The 15,079-nt window shown below is 59.2% G+C and carries 11 protein-coding genes; 8 read left to right on the plus strand and 3 right to left on the minus strand.

Going from position 1 to position 15,079, the window contains the following annotated elements:
• Positions 1–81 precede the first annotated feature (81 nt).
• Positions 82–549, plus strand: a complete 468-nt coding sequence (locus BM017_RS17620) for a competence protein CoiA family protein (protein ID WP_256575645.1) — start codon at positions 82–84, stop codon at positions 547–549.
• 457 nt (positions 550–1,006) lie between these two features.
• Here the strand turns inward: BM017_RS17620 and BM017_RS17625 are convergent, their stop codons facing one another.
• Positions 1,007–3,079 (minus strand): TerD family protein, encoded by a 2,073-nt coding sequence (locus tag BM017_RS17625; RefSeq protein WP_092246692.1) that lies wholly within the window; start codon positions 3,077–3,079, stop codon positions 1,007–1,009.
• A gap of 385 nt (positions 3,080–3,464) precedes the next feature.
• On the opposite strand from BM017_RS17625, the gene BM017_RS17630 reads away from it, so the two are divergent.
• Positions 3,465–3,719 (plus strand): helix-turn-helix domain-containing protein, encoded by a 255-nt coding sequence (locus BM017_RS17630; RefSeq protein WP_092246695.1) that lies wholly within the window; start codon positions 3,465–3,467, stop codon positions 3,717–3,719.
• A complete protein-coding gene (locus BM017_RS17635) occupies positions 3,703–4,938 on the plus strand; it encodes a type II toxin-antitoxin system HipA family toxin (RefSeq protein ID WP_092246698.1) in 1,236 nt (411 codons plus the stop codon). The genes BM017_RS17630 and BM017_RS17635 overlap by 17 nt, the downstream gene beginning before the upstream one ends.
• A gap of 16 nt (positions 4,939–4,954) precedes the next feature.
• Here the strand turns inward: BM017_RS17635 and treR are convergent, their stop codons facing one another.
• Positions 4,955–5,659 (minus strand): trehalose operon repressor, encoded by a 705-nt coding sequence (gene treR / locus BM017_RS17640; RefSeq protein ID WP_092246701.1) that lies wholly within the window; start codon positions 5,657–5,659, stop codon positions 4,955–4,957.
• Positions 5,660–5,896: 237 nt separating this feature from the next.
• Here treR and treP point away from each other — a divergent pair, with 237 nt between their 5' ends.
• From treP to BM017_RS17665, 5 genes are all read left to right on the plus strand, one after another.
• The gene (gene treP, locus BM017_RS17645) at positions 5,897–7,339 is read left to right on the plus strand and encodes a PTS system trehalose-specific EIIBC component (protein ID WP_092246704.1); all 1,443 of its coding nucleotides are present in this window, start codon (positions 5,897–5,899) and stop codon (positions 7,337–7,339) included.
• A 118-nt stretch (positions 7,340–7,457) separates the two neighbouring features.
• Positions 7,458–9,104: an alpha,alpha-phosphotrehalase gene (gene treC / locus BM017_RS17650; protein ID WP_092246707.1), complete on the plus strand. Its 1,647-nt coding sequence runs from the start codon at positions 7,458–7,460 to the stop codon at positions 9,102–9,104.
• A 69-nt stretch (positions 9,105–9,173) separates the two neighbouring features.
• Positions 9,174–10,394, plus strand: a complete 1,221-nt coding sequence (locus BM017_RS17655; RefSeq protein WP_092246710.1) for a maltoporin — start codon at positions 9,174–9,176, stop codon at positions 10,392–10,394.
• Between the two features lie 49 nt (positions 10,395–10,443).
• The gene (gene ptsP, locus BM017_RS17660) at positions 10,444–12,960 is read left to right on the plus strand and encodes a phosphoenolpyruvate--protein phosphotransferase (RefSeq protein WP_092246713.1); all 2,517 of its coding nucleotides are present in this window, start codon (positions 10,444–10,446) and stop codon (positions 12,958–12,960) included.
• A gap of 2 nt (positions 12,961–12,962) precedes the next feature.
• Entirely contained in the window at positions 12,963–13,241 is a 279-nt protein-coding gene (locus BM017_RS17665; RefSeq protein WP_071489269.1) for a PTS sugar transporter subunit IIB, read from the plus strand.
• Between the two features lie 124 nt (positions 13,242–13,365).
• Here the strand turns inward: BM017_RS17665 and mltF are convergent, their stop codons facing one another.
• Positions 13,366–14,826 carry a membrane-bound lytic murein transglycosylase MltF gene (mltF, locus tag BM017_RS17670; RefSeq protein WP_071489270.1) on the minus strand — a complete coding sequence of 487 codons (1,461 nt, stop codon included), beginning with the start codon at positions 14,824–14,826 and terminating at the stop codon, positions 13,366–13,368.
• Positions 14,827–15,079: the final 253 nt, after the last annotated feature.

Here is a 15,079-nt window from a genome sequence, read left to right on the forward strand (position 1 = left end):
CTGCCGACGCAGCGGGCGAGTGAGATTGGGGATTTGTTGCCGCATCGATGGCAACCGACTTAGCTGCGCAAGACGGGATGCGTGGACGCTTACGCCTTAACTGGCATGGGTATCGAGAACCGCGATGAAGTGCCCGGCCAATCAGCGAGCGGGGAGAAGTGGGAGGCTGATGTTCTCTTCTCGGCTTCAGGTCGCACCATCGCCATTGAGCTACAACGCTCTTATCAGCATCTTCGCGACTTCACGCGTCGTCAGGAGCGGTATGCCGCATCGGGCGTAGAGTGCTACTGGCTGGTCCGCAAAGAGACATTCAGGACCTTAGGCAAGGCAACGTCGCGCCTGCTGTTGAAGCGTGATTTCGGCAATGTATTTCCTCCCCATGGAATTGGTACTGGTATGTTGCCCGAGTTGCCAGTGGCGATGCTCGACATTGAGGGCGCGCAACTAGTGCAGTTTGGCGGGTTCAAGACTGCGACTGTGTCCGTATGGCTAACTGGCATCCTCAGCGGCGCGTATCAATATCGCGGCGGCTCTTGGAATCTTGATTGATCTTGAGTGCATGGAATGCCATGGTATTTATAATGGTATTGCATATTTTTTTGATTTAAATGCTTTGAAATATAAGGTTTTTTTGTTGTCGTTGATAATAGAGTGGGAATGATCCTGCGGTAGCAGGTGAACGCTGAACAACAAAACCCCGGTCATGTGCCGTAATGCTGTTCACTTAAGCATTTGAGTCCCGGCCGGGCTTTATAGAGAATCCGATGTCAGACTCCTCGGTCATGTGCCGGGGTTTTGTGTTTATGGAATACGGTAAATGAATCACCCCGATTCTCTGTAGGAGCTGGCTTGCCAGCGATGGCATCACCTCGGTATGACTTGATACCCCGGCGTCTGCATCGCAGGCAAGCTCCCACAGTTGATCTCTGTCTGGCCTTACCGCAGCGCGATATCCGAACAGCAAAACATTTACGTTTTCAACGAACGGCTCAGGCCGGCGTAGGTATTAAAGAAACTGTGATCGAATCAAATCCGTATCGAACGGTGTTATACCTTGATCAGGCGCAAACACCGCCTGTGCCTGCTGCGGTGAAGCCACTCGTTCTCCCCGTGCTCGAACATGTAGATTGAACAGAGTCTCCAAATCCGGCCTTGGTGTATGTACCAATGCTCGCAGCATCAGCGATACCCCACTGAGGTTGTTCCCGACGTTGTTCCACCGCGCAGATGACGTGAGCCCCAGGTCGGCCCAAATCATGCGTCGTTCCTGTAAGTCCATCACGAATGGTAGACAGATCGCTGTATCGGATGCGATATCGATACGGTCGAACACGGAGCGCGGCTCAAAAACTTCACCCGACGCCGTGTCGACGCGGGCCATCCAGCCAGCGAAGCATTCTGGAAGATCGCAGTACGGCTGTTCGGTGAATGAGTTGATAGACGTGACGACATAGCGGATGCCCTTCTCGACAAGGACATTAAGGTCGAGGTCGATGAATTCCGAGGCCCCTTCGGGCGCGTCGACGATGTCGCCACTGTGGTAGCCGCCGAAACCCTTCAGGTTGTAGTACGCGACCGTTTCTTTGAACACGAAGTTGGCGTCGAAAAATGCGGCGGACAAGTCGATGTCCGTGCGTCCACGGCCGTTCTTCCACCACAGGAACAGGCGAATGAAGCGTGTGTCAGGCATAGGCAGCCGACTGCCCCGCACCAGCGTACGTAGCGACTTCGATGAGGCACGCTGCGCCAGCGGCACCCGATATTCGCGTAATGCTGGATCGATGAAACAGCGGCCCAGTGGCGGTAGCGACGCAAAACGCGTAACGAGTGCGTCCTCGCAGATTCTGGCTGCACGCGCTAACACGTCGGGAGCGAGAGGTTCGCGTCGATCCTTGATGCCATAGACTTTGGCAAATGCACCTTTCGGCGTGAAAGCCCGCAGTGGGAGGGGGCGCGGCGCACGTACCTGGGCCAGTACCTGCAGCAGCACAGGTGAGGAAACTTGTGTTGCAACCGACTCGAACGCGTCGAGAACCGACTCTGGTTCCGTCGCGCGCCGCAGGGTCGCGTCCAGCCGTCGCGCGAACTCCCCAGGACGGCTCTGTAGTAGGGACGTAAGCGTGGTTATGTGACGCTGGGCAAACAATGTTTCGACACGTGATCCAAATGAGGCTGGCGCTTCGTTGCGACGTGCTGCCGTGATGGCGCCTAGCGCGCGTGGGTATTTATCGGCGTAGTCGCCCGGGTGCAGTACTTCAGCCAGGCGTTTCCAGCGCTCAGCATGGCGCATCACGTCTTCTACAGCGTTGGGTATTTGGTCGAGTAGGCGCAAAAGCAGACGGCGTATCGAGCGCTTCATAGCTTTGAAGCGCGTCGAAGCTGTCGCTAATGATACGTCTCCACCACTCAGAGCGACCGCGAGTCGTAGCACGTCAGTCGCTGTTTCGACGTTTTTCTCAAGGAATGCGTCCACCCGTGCATCGCCGGCTACCTGCAGGACAAGTGCGCCGCCAACCTGTGCACGGATCTCCCGGAACGGAATGGCTTCAGGCAGTAGGCGGAACACATCGTTTTTGTACATTCGGATAAACCAGGCGACATCGGCGGCTTCCTCTTCGGAAAGCGAAGTGCGCGATGAAGCCAGTGGCTCAAGCAGTGCCTCAAATTCATCGATGGTTCCCGGTTCGATAACGCGGGATATGAAGTTGCCTTCAAGCATCGCAGGTCGCGAATGTTCAGTTGGCGGTAAACGTAGAAGCGTGAAGTAGTGAATGATGGCGTTAAGGTACAACTCCGCCTCTGAAGCCGTCAGGACCTGCTCTGGAAAGTCAGGATAAAATGGCTTGTGGTGTACATGAGCGCCAGTTTGCCGACGCAGGACTCCGATAATTTCGTGCAACCAGTGCTTGAGTTCTGTTGCTGACAACATGCCGAGTTGCGCAATCAGAGGTTCTGATAGTACGCATCGGAACGCCGCGACTTCCCGGACAGCCGACGCGACCTGAGCGCGCGTGGCTCCGCCAGTTCCCATCGGGACGTGAACTTTGCTTCGGCGACGCAGGAAAAGATCCTGATTCATGCTTGATTATCTCCCTTGGCCGCCGTCGTTGAGGAGTTGCAGTATGGTTTTACAGCTGATGTAAAAACGCCTGCAAGAAGCAGGCGCGGTGTGGAGAGCGAAACCCCTAGGTCATAGGAGGTTAGAAGGAAGGTGTTCCATAGCCACGAACGCATCCTACGGAAGGTTGTATTTGTTTGCCAAGTAGCGGCGTATCTCAACGGTAACAAGCTGCTTTACAGACTACGTTTTTGCACAGTCTGCTTGGCGAGATGTTTGTGTTTCTTGGTGTGTGAACGCTCAACGACCTGCGCGCGAGTAAAGCACTATTCAAAATTCAGCGCATCGTATAGGATGCATTAATGCAGTATTATGCAATTTTGCATTGCATTGGATGCGTTTCGATATGAACGATTTAGGACTATTGATTAGGCGGCTCCGCAAAGCCGCAGGCCTTTCACAAAGCCAGCTCTCACAACGGCATGGCATGAGTCGCGCCACCATCTCGGGGATTGAGAACAATACCATCCCGGAAGTGGGGATTCGCAAGGTCGCAGCCATTCTTGAGGGCTTGGGATATGAGTTGACGGCCATCCCCAAGCGTCGGCGCAAAACCCTTGATGAGCTGAAATCGGAGAATATCCATGACCAGTCAACGTGAGCGGCTATATATCGGCGCAAGCGGCGTGCCTGTGGGAACGCTCGGGCGGGGAGAGGAGAACCGCCGCGATACGGTTTTCTCATATAACGACACTGTCGGCGAAGAGAATGCGGTCTCCCTGACCATGCCGGTGCGCCTGGAGAGCTACAACTGGGAGTATGGAGTCCACCCTCTGTTCGAGATGCACATCCCCGAGGGGCATCTCAAGGACGAGCTTGTGCGACGCTTCAGCAAGTCGGTGCGCGGCTTTGACGACTTTGCGTTGTTGGGCATTGTAGGCCCGCATCAATTGGGGCGTATCAGCGTTACTCATGACGCGGTTGGCGAGTCACTGCCCGAGGTCAAGCTTTCCGAGTTGTTGGTCTATGCCGGAGCCAAAGACCTGTTCGTTGACCTTCTGAAAACCTACGCCGCCTACTCGGGTGTGTCGGGTGTTCAACCCAAGGTGCTGGTACGCGATGCTGACGACATGAACTTCGGTGTCGAGCGTCTCACCCATCGGGGCGCGACTCACCTGGTGAAGGCGTTCAACGAATCTGATTTTCCACAATTGGCGGCCAATGAGTTTTTCTGCATGCGGGCCGCATTCCATTGCGGTCTTGAAGTGCCTGAGGTCCAGCTCAGCCAACACGGTAAATTCCTGGTGGTGAAACGGTTCGACATCAGTGAAAGCGCCTACCTCGGATTTGAGGATATGTGCGTTCTATCGGGATGGGGAACCGCGAAGAAATATGACGGAAGCTACCAGGGATGCGCGAAGCTGATCAGGTCATTTGTCACGCCCAGCCGTGTCACCAGAACGCTGGAAGACTTCTTCTTGATGGTGGCACTTTCTGCTGGCATCCAGAACGGTGACGCTCACCTGAAAAACTTCGGCTTGCTGTATGAGAATTGCGCACAGGATGCGGACGTTTGGCTGGCACCAGCTTACGACCTGGTGACCACAACCGTGTACAGCTGCAACGACATCATGGGTTTGTTGCTCGGTGGTTCGAAGGCCTGGCCCAAGCGCAAGATGCTGGTCCAGTTCGGGCGCAGTTCGTGCGGCTTGTCCGAGGCACGTTGCAACGAACTGCTGGCCAGAGTGCAAGACGGAATGGCTCAGGCGATGGCAGAGCTTTCCGAGTATCAAAGCACTCACCCAGAGTTTGCGGCGGTAGGAGAGAAGATGGCCGCTGCCTGGGCAGCAGGCCTGGCAAAAAGCATCGCAGTGCAATGATCTTCCCGACTCATGCTCAACGCCGTGCAATATCCGAAAAATAAAACTTATCCAACGTATGCCGCGACTCGGTGTACTCGAACTGTCGCCCGTCCTGCAAAAACGTCTGGTTACTTACCACGATCACATGGCTCTGACCTTCGAGGTCGAGGTGTGTCTGGTCGTCCTTGCCGCGCGGCAGGGCTTCGATGGTGCGTTGCGCGTAGGCAATTTGCAGTTGCAAGGTCTGCTCGATAAACGCGTAGATCGACTGCTCGGCAATCGCGCGATCCAGGCCGGGGATCACGTCGGCCACGAAGTGGTTGATGTCGAGGATCACCCGTTTGCCGCCGATGCGCCGTACCCGTTTGATGCGGGTGATCAGGGTGCCGGGTTCGGCTTCGATGTGTTGCAGCAGTGAGTCTTCCAGTGGGAACTGAGTGAATTCGACCACTTCGGTGCGTACGTCGTCGCCCAGGTCGGCATGGGTTTCGTGGAAGCTGACGATGCCGCCCAATTGGAACTCGATCGGGTTGGGCGACAACACGAACGTGCCCTTGCCGTGGATCTTTTGCGCAAACCCGCGCTCCTGCAACTGCTCGATGGCGCGACGCACGGTGCCTCGGCTGGCCTGGTAGCTGTCCATCAGTTCGGTTTCGGAGGGGAGGCGCGTGCCGCGTTGCAGGCGTTCAGTGGTGATGCTGGCAAGCAGATCCGTATAGATCTGGTTGTATTTGCTCATGGGGATGGCTCTTTGCCGGGGTTGCGGTCAAGGCAGGAACCTTAGTGGCAGAGAGGCGGTTTGTCCATTAGACCCTTGGTTCATGCGGCTTGCAGCGACGCGCTGTCCTACAAAAGATAAACAATATGTAACTCGTACAGACGAGTTGTTGCTTTAACTCGTACAGACGAGTACTTTTGCCCTCGGCGTGCTGCCAATGACTGCCCCCAATAAAAAAAACCAAAGTGGAAACCAAGCATGAGCCACGACTATTCCAATATCGCCCGCGAGATTCTCGAGAACCTCGGGGGCAGCGACAACCTTGAGCAAGCTGCTCACTGCGTGACCCGTCTGCGCCTGGCGCTCAAGGACCCGAGCCTGGTCAACAGCAGCGCGCTGAACCAGGTGGATCTGGTCAAGGGCTCGTTCTTTACCGGCGGTCTGTTCCAGGTGGTGATCGGCCCCGGCGAAGTGGAGAAGGTCTACGCCGCCCTGCGTGAACAGACCGGCCTCGCCGCCGCGACCATCGCCGACGTGAAGAAGAAGGGCGCCGACAAGACCAACGCCATGCAGCGCCTGGTGCGGGTGTTCTCCGATGTGTTCATGCCGATCCTGCCCGCGCTGATCATCGCCGGCCTGTTGATGGGCGTGAACAACCTGATGGGCGCCAAGGGCATGTTCATCGAGGGCAAGACGCTGCTGGAGGCTTATCCGGACCTGGATGGCCTGTGGAGCCTGATCAACCTGATGGCCAACACCTCGTTTGTGTTCCTGCCGGCCCTGGTGGGCTGGTCGGCGGCCAAGCGGTTTGGCGGCAGCGAAATCCTCGGCATCGTGCTCGGCCTGATGCTGGTGCACCCGGACCTGCTCAACGCCTGGAACTACGGCAAGGCGGTGGCTGGTCTCGACGGCCAGAGCCTGCCGTACTTCGATATCTTCGGTTGGTTCAAGATTGAAAAAGTCGGTTACCAGGGGCAGATCCTGCCGATCCTGATGGCGGCCTACGTGATGAGCGTCATCGAGAAATGGCTGCGGGCGCGGGTGCCCAACGCGGTTCAACTGCTGGTCGTGCCGATCACCACCATCGTTGTGACCGGCGTGCTGGCCCTGGCCATCATCGGCCCGGTGACCCGTCACCTCGGCATCCTGATCACCGAAGGCGTGGTCACCCTGTTTGACCTGGCGCCGATGGTCGGCGGGGCGATTTTCGGCCTGCTGTATGCGCCGCTGGTGATCACCGGCATGCACCACATGTTCCTCGCCGTGGACCTGCAACTGATCTCCACCCAGGGCGGCACTTTCATCTGGCCGATGATCGTCATGTCCAACCTGGCCCAGGGCAGCGCCGCGCTCGCGGTGTTCTACACCACCCGTAATGCACGGGACAAAAGCATGGCCTCGACCTCGGCAATTTCCGCGTACTTCGGCATCACTGAACCTGCGATGTTTGGCGTGAACCTGCGCTTCAAGTTCCCGTTCTATGCAGCGCTGCTCGGCTCGGCGCTGGGCAGCATTTTCCTGTCGCTGAACAAGGTGCAGGCGTCGGCCATCGGCGTCGGTGGCTTGCCTGGATTCATTTCGATCATTCCGCAGTACATCCCCAGCTTTGTTATCGGGATGGTCATCGCGATCGTCGTGCCGTTTGTCCTGACCTGTGCGTTGAGCATGAAAATTGTTCGGCCTGGATATCGCGTCGCCTGAACCATCGCAATCGGGGGCAAGCCCCCTCCCACATTGAAACGCATTTCAAATGTGGGAGGAGGCTTGCCCCCGATGAGGCCCGAAAGGCCTGCACAGCAATCAACTGAAGGAACCCACCATGCAAGACTGGCAACACTCGGTGATCTACCAGATCTACCCCAAAAGCTTCCACAGTCACGCGGGTAACGCCACCGGTGACCTGCTGGGCATCGTGGACAAGCTCGACTACCTCAAATGGCTGGGCGTGGACTGCCTGTGGATCACCCCATTCCTGCGCTCGCCGCAACGCGACAACGGCTACGACATCAGCGACTACTACGCCATCGACCCCAGCTACGGGACCATGGCCGACTGCGACCTGCTGATCAGCGAAGCGGCCAAGCGCGGCATCAAGCTGATGCTCGACATCGTGGTCAACCACACCTCCATCGAGCACGAATGGTTCCAGCAGGCACGCAGCAGCCTGGACAATCCGTACCGCGACTTCTACATCTGGCGCGACCAGCCGAACAACTGGGAGTCCAAGTTCGGCGGCTCGGCCTGGGAATACGAGGCGCAAACCGGCCAGTACTTCCTGCACCTGTTCGACCACACCCAGGCCGACCTGAATTGGGACAACCCCAAGGTGCGCGCCGAGGTGTTCAAGCTGATGCGCTTCTGGCGCGACAAGGGCGTGGGCGGTTTCCGCCTGGATGTGATCAACCTGATCTCCAAGCCCGCCGATTTCCCCGAGGACACCAGCGACGGCCGCCGTTTCTACACCGACGGACCGAACGTGCATGAATACCTGCAGGAAATGCACCGCGAAGTCTTCGAGGGACATGACCTGATCAATGTCGGCGAGATGTCGTCCACCAGCCTCGAGCACTGCATTCGCTACTCCAATCCCGCGTCGAAAGAACTGTCGATGACCTTCAACTTTCATCACCTGAAAGTCGATTACCCGAACCTGCAGAAGTGGGTGAAGGCTGACTTCGACTTCCTGCAGCTCAAGCAGATCTTCTCTGACTGGCAGCTGGGCATGCAGGCCGGTGGCGGCTGGAACGCGCTGTTCTGGTGTAACCACGACCAGCCGCGGGTGGTCTCGCGTTTCGGCAATGACGGTGAACATCGCGTGGTCTCGGCCAAGATGCTCGCCACCGCGCTGCACTTTCTCCAGGGCACGCCGTATGTGTACCAGGGCGAAGAACTGGGCATGACCAATCCGGGCTTTGACCGGATCGAACAGTACCGCGATGTGGAGACCCTGAACATCTTCCGACTCAAGCGTGATGCGGGGGAATCCGAGGCGTCGAGCATGGCGGCGATCATGCAGAAGTCCCGCGATAACGGCCGTACGCCGATGCAGTGGAATGCCGACAGGAATGCCGGTTTCAGCAGCGGAGAACCCTGGATCGGCATTCCGGCCAATGCCTCCATCATCAACGTCGAAAGCCAACGGGATGACCCCGAGTCCGTGCTGCATCACTACCGCGCATTGATTGCGTTGCGCCGTCATGAACCGCTGATCCAGGAAGGTATTTATCGCGAGCTGCTGCAAGGCCACTCGCAAGTCTGGGCGTACCTGCGCGAAGGCCATGGCGAACGCCTGCTGGTGCTGAACAACTTCTACGGCACGCCCTGCGAAATCCAACTGCCGGACAACGTGATCAACCAGGCGACTGAACAACGCCTACTGATCAGTAACTACCCCCACTGCCCGGCGCGAACGGGCACGGTTGCATTACGCCCTTACGAATCGTTCGTGCTGCACCTCAAGGACTGAGACCCGTTGTAACCCCGTGTGGGAGCACGGGGCGCTGCAAAAAACATAATAAAAATATCGGAGTGCTTTATGAAAACAACAATAAAGCTGGGCCTCGTTGCGTCTTGTCTAAGTCTGCCTCTTGGCGTTCAAGCCTTGGAATTTGCGGGTTACGTGCGCAGTGGCGCGGGGACGTCGACGGGCAGTGGCCCACAGCAGTGTTTCCAATTACCCGGGGCGCAAACCAAATACCGTCTGGGCAACGAGTGCGAGCAGTACGCCGAACTGGAGTTGCGCCAGGACCTGCTCACCCTCGACGACGGCTCGGTGCTCAGCGTCGATGCCATGGCATCGCTCTACAACAAGTACGACCGCGCGCTGAAGTTCCAGGGCGAAAACAACGGCACCGCGCGCATGCCGCAGATGTATGCGCAGTGGTCCAACCTGCCAGCCCTTAATGGCGGTTCGCTGTGGGCCGGCCGGCGTTACTACAAACGTAACGACATCCATATCTCCGACTTCTACTACTGGAACCAGAGCGCCACGGGCGGTGGTATCGAGGACGTGCTGATCGGCGACCTCAAGTACAGCTATGCCATTTCCCGCAAGGACAACCTGTACCAGAAGGAATACGCCACCCGTCACGACTTCAACGTCGCGGGCTTCAAGACCAACCCCGGCGGCGAGCTGGAACTGGGCCTGAGCTACATCGAAAAAGCCGGCGGGCGCGACACCAACAGCGGTTGGGCGCTCACCGCGCAGCACGTGCAAAAACCTTTCCTGGGCGGCAAGAACAAGTTCGCCTTGCAGTACGGCGAAGGCCCCGGCACCGGCCTGGGTTACACCGGCAATACCTTCCTGGACAACAGCAGCAAAAGTTACCGCGCCGTGGAGTTTTTCGATTGGCAGGTGACCCCGCGTTTCGGTGGGCAGATCGAAGCGGTGTACCAGAAGGATATTCGTCCGGGCAGCCAGGACCAGACCTGGATGTCCCTCGGCGTGCGTCCGGCGTACGCCATCAGCGAACAGTTCAAACTGGTCGCCGAGCTTGGGCATGATCAGGTCGAGGCTACGGGCGGGACGCGCAAACTGAGCAAATTCACCTTCGCTCCGACCTGGTCGCCCAAAGGCCCGGATTTCTGGGCGCGGCCGGAGGTGCGCTTGTACTACACCTATGCCACCTGGAACGAAGCGGCTAAACGTGCAGCGAATGAATTGGCGGCGGGGTCGGCGTTGTCCGATGCCGGCTCGTATGGCACGGCGCGGCATGGGTCGAACGTTGGTGTGCAGGTTGAGTATTGGTGGAAGTGACCCTTCCTCCGCTCAATGATATCTACGGAACAAAACAACAGGTGAAGTCATGACCACAACTCAACCCCTGGAATTACTGGCGCCCTTGTCGGGTGTGCTGCTGGCGCTGGACAAGGTGCCCGACCCGGTCTTCTCCAGCCGCCTGATTGGCGATGGCCTGTGCATCGACCCCACGTCGCAGACCCTCTGCGCGCCATTGGCCGGGACGATCAGCAATATCCAGGACAGTGGTCATGCCGTCAGCATCACCGACGACAACGGCGTCCAGGTGCTCATGCACATTGGCCTGGACACTGTGAACCTGGCGGGCAAGGGCTTCACCCGGTTGGTGCAGGAAGGCCAGCGGGTGGAGACCGGGCAGCCGTTGATCGAATTCGATGCCGACTACGTGGCGCTCCATGCGCGCAGTCTGCTGACCTTGATGCTGGTGGTCAGCGGCGAGCCGTTCAGCGTGTTGGCCACCGATGGTGTGGAGGTCGGCCAGCCGTTGCTGCAGTTATCCCCAGGTGAAGCCGTTGGCGCAGTGGACGAGGAGGAGGGCGATGCGCTGTTCTCCAAGCCGTTGACCTTACCCAATGCCAACGGTTTGCACGCCCGGCCGGCGGCGGTGTTCGCCCAGGCGGCGAAGGGGTTCAAGGCGAGCATCTACCTGCACAAGCAAACCCAGAGCGCCAACGCCAAGTCGCTGGTGGCAATCATGGCGTTGCAAACGGTACGGGGCGACAGCTTGCAGGTGAGCGCAGCAGGGCAAGATGCCGAAGAGGCGATCAAGGCGCTGGTGGCCTTGTTGGCTGAAGGTTGTGGCGAGGTAATTGCGAGCGTTGCCGAGCCCGTCGAAATTCAGTCGTCGGCGACCGTGCTGCGGGGCGTGTGTGCATCGCCGGGTTCGGCGTTTGGCCAGGTCGTTCAAGTGACTGAGCCTGAACTGACCATCACTGAGCAAGGCACGGGGGAAGCCACCGAACGTGCTGCCTTGGCGCGTGGCCTGCTGGCTGCCACTGAGGCATTGCAGGCGTTACGGAACAAGGCTGCCGGCAGTGCCCAGGCCGAGATTTTCCGCGCTCACCAGGAATTGCTTGAAGACCCGACCTTGCTGGAACAAGCCCACCGTTTGTTGGCGGAGGGCAAGAGCGCCGCGTTTGCCTGGAACAGTGCGACGCTCGCGACCGTCAAGCTATTCCAGGGGCTGGGCAACGCGTTGATCGCCGAGCGCGCGGCTGACCTGGCCGACGTCGGCCAGCGTGTGCTGAAACTGATCCTGGGCATTCAGGACAACGCCTGGGACTTGCCGGAGCGCGCGATCCTGATCGCCGAGCAATTGACCCCTTCGCAGACGGCCAGCCTGGATACCCGCAAAGTGCTGGGGTTCGTCACCGTTGGCGGCGGCGCGACCAGTCATGTCGCCATCCTTGCCCGCGCCCTCGGCCTACCGGCCATTTGCGGTGTTCCAACCGAGGTACTGGGGCTGGCCAATGGCAAACAGGTGTTGCTCGACGCCGACAAGGGCGAGCTGCACCTGGAGCCGGACCTGGCCGAAATCGAGCGACTGGACATTGCGCGCAAGCAACAGGCGCTCCGCCATCAGCGCGATGTGGCACAGGCGTCTTTGTCCGCCACCACCCGCGATGGCCATCACGTCGAAGTCACCGCCAACGTGGCCTCGTTGCAGGAGGTGGAGCAATCCCTGACCCTGGGTGGCGAAGGTGTCGGCCTTCTGCGCTCGGAATTCCTCTACCTGGATCGCAACCGCGCGCCAGGCCCCGATGAACAAGCGGCCACCTACACCGCCATCGCCCGTGCCCTGGGTACCGAGCGCAACCTGGTGGTGCGCACCCTGGACGTCGGCGGCGACAAGCCGTTGGCCTATGTGCCGATGGACGCCGAAACCAACCCGTTCCTCGGCCTGCGCGGTATCCGCCTGTGCCTGGAGCGTCCTGAGCTGCTGCGCGAACAATTCCGTGCGATCCTCGCCAGCGCAGGCTTTGCGCGGCTGCACATCATGTTGCCGATGGTCAGCCTGCTGTCGGAGCTGCACCTGGCCCGCAGGATGCTTGAAGAGGAAGCACTGGCGCTGGGGCTTACCGAGCTGCCGAAGCTGGGCATCATGATAGAAGTGCCGTCCGCCGCGCTGATGGCGGATGTGTTCGCGCCCCATGTGGACTTTTTCTCCATCGGCACCAACGACCTGACCCAATACACCCTGGCCATGGACCGCGACCACCCGCGCCTGGCCAACCAGGCCGATAGTTTCCACCCGGCGGTGCTGCGCCTGATCGCCACCACGGTCAAGGCCGCCCATGCCCATGGCAAGTGGGTGGGGGTGTGCGGTGCGCTGGCTTCCGAAGCGCTGGCCGTGCCGGTGCTGATCGGGCTGGGCGTGGACGAGTTGTCGGTGAGCGTGCCGTTGATCCCCACCATCAAGGCCACCGTGCGCGAACTGGACCTGGCCGACTGCCAGATCATCGCCCGTCAGGTACTGGGCCTGGAAGAAGCCGCCCAGGTGCGTGAGGCCTTGCGCCAATATCACGCAGCCACCGTTGAAACCTCACCTGTCATGGAGCTTTGAGCATGTTCGAGAAATTACAGCGGGCGTTCTGGAAAGCCCTGACGCCGGATTTGATTGCCGAGACCGTAGCAACACCGACGCAGAGTCTATTGCCGGCCGAAGTAATCAGCGCGTTGGGCGGCGCGGACAACCTCAAAACGCAGCAGCGTGTGGCGCTGACACGGGTGCGGGTGCAGTTGCAGGATGCGGGGCGGTTGGATGAGGTGGCGTTGAAGGCGGCCGGTGTCGCAGGGGTGATGGTGTTAACAGGCGGCGTAGTCCATCTGCTAACGGGTCTCTAATCCAAATAGAGATCAAAATGTGGGAGGGGGCTTGCCCCCGATTGCAATGTATCTGTCAGCTTATTTGTAGCTGACACACCGCTATCGGGGTGCAAGCCCCCTCCCACTGGGTTTTGCTGTGTTCTTACAACTGTGGGTTGTCTTCCGGCGGCTTGGTCTTGTCGATACCCGGCACATGCAAGTTGCCTTCGACCACCTGGTTGCCCTCCAGCTGCGGCTGGGTCACCCAGGTGAGGATGTCGTAGTAACGCCGGATGTTTGCCACAAAGTGCACCGGCTCACCGCCTCGCGCATAGCCGTAGCGGGTCTTGCTGTACCACTGCTTCTGCGACAGGCGCGGCAGCATCTTTTTCACATCCAGCCACTTGTTCGGGTTCAGGCCTTCGCGCTTGGCCAGCGTGCGCGCATCCTCCAGGTGGCCGGTGCCAACGTTGTAGGCGGCGAGGGCGAACCAGGTGCGATCCGGTTCGGCGATGCTGTCGTCCAGTTCATCCTTGATCTTGGCCAGGTATTTGGCGCCGCCCATGATGCTTTGCTTGGGATCCAGGCGGTTGGACACGCCCATGGCCTGGGCGGTGTTCTGGGTCAGCATCATCAGGCCACGCACGCCGGTCTTGGAGGTGACGGCCGGCTGCCACAGCGATTCCTGATAGCCGATGGCGGCCAGCAGGCGCCAATCGACCTTTTCTTCCTTGGCATAGGCGCGGAAGTGTTTCTCGTACTTGGGTAAACGCTGCTGCAGATGCTGGGCGAAGGTGTAGGCACCCACATAGCCGAGCACGTCGACGTGCCCGTAGTAGCGGTCTTTCAGACGCTGCAACGTGCCGTTCTTCTCGACTTTATCCAGGTAACTGTTGATCTCGTTGAGCAGGCTGTTGTCATCACCGGCAGCGACAGCCCAGCTCTGGTTGCTGGCGTCGCCCAGGTCGAACGCCACGCGTACGTTGGGGAAGTACACCTGGTTCATCGCCACTTCGTTGGAGTCCACCAGGGTCAGGTCGATTTGCCCCTCGTCCACCATGCGCAGCAGGTCGACTACCTCAACGGCGTCGGATTCTTCGTATTCAATTGCAGGATTCTGCTTCTTCAGCGCCGCCAATTGTTCGGCGTGGGTGCTGCCCTTGAGCACCATGATCTTCTTGCCCACCAGGTCCGCCGCGTTCGTCGGGCGGGACTGGCCATTGCGGTAGATGATCTGCGGAGTGACTTCCAGGTAAGGGTGGGAGAAACGTACCTGCGCCTTGCGCTGTTCGCTGCTGACCAGGCCGGCGGCGGCGAGGACCGGGCCGTTGGGTTTGCCCAGCTGGCCGAACAGGTCGTCGAGGTTGTCGGCGGTCTCGATCTCCAGCTTCACGCCCAGGTCGTCGGCGAAGCGCTTGACCAGTTCGTACTCGAAACCGGTTTCACCGTTGCGGTCCTGGAAATAAGTCGCCGGGCTGTTCCGGGTGATCACCCGCAAGACGCCATCCTCCTTGATTCGCTCGAGCGTGCTGGGTTTATCAACACAGGCGCTGAGCATCAGGAAGAGTCCGGTGGCGATGAGCCATTTGGCGCATCGCGGTCGCAAAGCCGTTGGGGAGAACATCTGCGCAGTATACGCAAACGGCCCACGGCGCCATATCTCGACAGCGTGGACGTTGTCTGCTAGCGCCGGCAAAACTGTGCTGCAACCCGCAGAAACGCGGCTTGGCGAGGGATTGTGACGGTTAAAATAACTGCGCCGAATGCCCCTCATGACCCGGCGAAAGGGGTGCAATCCGGCCAACTGACGTTCGGCGGCAGCCACCGGTAGCGTTTCGGGTGCCGTTGGCGGCGGTTTACGCTAGAATGCACGGCCT

The organism is Pseudomonas sp. NFPP04 (assembly GCF_900113815.1).
Classification (GTDB): Bacteria; Pseudomonadota; Gammaproteobacteria; order Pseudomonadales; family Pseudomonadaceae; genus Aquipseudomonas; species Aquipseudomonas extremorientalis.